A 2,372-nucleotide genomic window follows, 5' to 3' on the forward strand; every position below is an offset into this window, starting at 1 on the left:
GCTATAAGAGTCTAGTACAGCTCTACACTCTACAGAATGATACTACCAAAATGCTTGCTTTGCTGCGAGAAACCTTGAAAATACGTCAGGAGGTTAGCGATGTACGAGGGCAAATATCGACTTACCAAGAGTTGGCAGCGTTTCACCAAAAATATGGACCCTATAATAAAGCCCATAATTATCTAAAACGAGCGATGGGGCTGAGTAAGGGTATACAGGATGAAATGACTATTGCTGAGATTAATCTTTCTCTGGCTAGTTTAGCCCACGTACAAACTGACTATGCTCGCTCCATGCAATACTTGCGAAGAGCCATTTCGGCTACTGATGTTTTCGAAAACATGCGATTTATTTCGTCAGTTAACCTTCTGCTGGCAAAAAATTATTACGCTCGCGGCCAGTATAGCAAAGCCCGATTGTATCTGCGTGATATTGTAGATAATACCAACGAGAATAGTTTACTACAGAAAAAAGAGGCTTACTACTACTTAGCAAAAATCAGTGAAGCTAACGGTCAGTATGCCTCGGCACTAAAGCTGTATCAGCAGTTCGTAGCTGCCAAAGACTCATTGCATAATGTGGACAAAGCTATTACAGTTGAACGATTAGAAAATAGACTTCAAATTGAAGAGAAAGATAAGGTATATGAATTGCTTAAGGCTAACGAGGCACGAAATCAAGAAGTGCTGAAGCAAGCGAGGATTAAGATTATTGCTAAGAATATTATTTTATTGCTAGCTGCCTTGCTATTGCTGACACTATTAGCATTCTACTATAGAGTACGCCAGAAGAACCGCTTTCTTGAAGAGCAAAAGCTGCGGATAGAAGAACAAAATAAGAAAATTGTTTCTCAGAACGCTCAGATTACCAAACAAAATCAGGAGCTTAATAAGAAGAATGCTCGTTTAGAGGAGATTGGCGAAGAAAGGGAAACTTTGCTAAGCATGGTGACGCACGATTTAAAAGCTCCTTTTCAGCGAATTAGTGGTCTGGCTGAAATTTTAACCTTGAACTTGAGCGTAGATTCTGATGAATCTCAAAAATACGCTGACCTGATTAAAGATACTTCGCAAACAGGTAGTTCTTTAGTAAACAACCTTTTGAACAATAGCCTAATAGAAAGGCAACAGAAATTGAATCTGGAAGAAGTAAATATTGCTTCGCTATTGGAGCAAAGATTGAACAGCTTTGAAACAGAGGCAGCCAGTAAATCAATTGCGTTGCACTTAGAGGTAGAACCCTCAACATCCCTAGAGACAGATCCGCTAGTATTGGGTCAGATTATTACGAATTTGATCTCTAATGCCATTAAGTATGCACCTAATAGCACGAATGTTTATTTGTTAGCTAAAACTGCCAACCGGAATGTGGTACATATTTCGGTAAAAGATGAAGGGCCAGGCTTTAGCGAAGAAGATAAAAAGAACCTGTATCAGAAATTTCAGAAGCTAAGTGCTCGCCCCACCAATGGGGAAAGCTCCCACGGTTTGGGTCTATCAATCGTCAAGGTTTTGTCAGCTCGGCTGCAAGCAACAATTAAGTTGATCAGCGAACCCGGAAAGGGAAGTGAATTTATTATTTCCTGCCCTAAAGTATACCCTCAGTCAATTGCCGTTGCCTCAGCCGCATCTGGCATGACTTAAATGTCTTCAGTTAGGGTTATTCAATTCTCGGTAAAATCAAGAAGTCCATTGCGTTCGTTCAAGGCGGGAGCGGTTGTTTAATTAGTTATAAATCACTATATTATATAATCAACAACCTTACACTATCATGGTCAAAAGTTACCGGGGCATAGCACGAGATACTACGGCAGTGCCAAAATTACCATCGCTGATTGTGGCTGACTACATGGCTACTCGCTTAATAACCTTCACCCCCGATCAGACAATTCAGGAGGTTGTTCGCACTTTATTAGCCAAGCGAATATCGGGAGCCCCCGTTGTGAATGACCAGCAAGAATTAGTTGGAATAATCTCGGAAGGTGACTGTTTAACTGAGGTGGTGAAAGGAAAATACGACAATCTACCCATCTTTTCGGGCAAAGTTCGCGACCACATGTCATCTGAGGTGATTAGCATTAACGCTGATATGAATATTTTTGAGGCAGCTAACATGTTTCTGAGCCGTCGCATCCGAAGGTTTCCGGTACTTCGAGAGGGGAAGCTTGTAGGTCAGGTTAGCCAAAAGGATGTAATGAAGGCAGTATTAAAGCTTAAAAGCTCTACTTGGCGCTAAACGCAGTGTTTAAAGTTTTATGTTCTCGGGAAGAAGGTTATTTTTGAATACAATTTATTTGTATTTTACTTGCTTCACCTAACCTTCTGTTTGTGCGACATTTTTATCTCATTTTATTCGCTTCTTTCCTGTTCTCG

The 2,372-nt window shown here is 40.7% G+C and carries 2 protein-coding genes; both read left to right on the top strand.

The genetic code is table 11. The features are described from left to right. On the top strand, nucleotides 1-1,643 hold a 1,643-nt coding region (locus WBA23_RS00005; protein ID WP_424580177.1), incomplete at its 5' end, for an ATP-binding protein. A gap of 127 nt (nucleotides 1,644-1,770) precedes the next feature. Beyond that, nucleotides 1,771-2,235: a CBS domain-containing protein gene (locus WBA23_RS00010; RefSeq protein WP_424580178.1), complete on the top strand. Its 465-nt coding sequence runs from the start codon at nucleotides 1,771-1,773 to the stop codon at nucleotides 2,233-2,235. The last annotated feature ends 137 nt before the right edge of the window (nucleotides 2,236-2,372 follow it).

Origin of the sequence: Tunicatimonas sp., assembly GCF_049647865.1 — a bacterium.
Taxonomy (GTDB): Bacteria; Bacteroidota; Bacteroidia; order Cytophagales; family Cyclobacteriaceae; genus Tunicatimonas.

What these genes read in the sequence shown, in the direction of transcription:
- WBA23_RS00010 (WP_424580178.1), top strand. Translation starts at nt 1,771, where the DNA reads ATGGTCAAAAGTTACCGGGGCATAGCACGAGATACTACGGCAGTGCCA.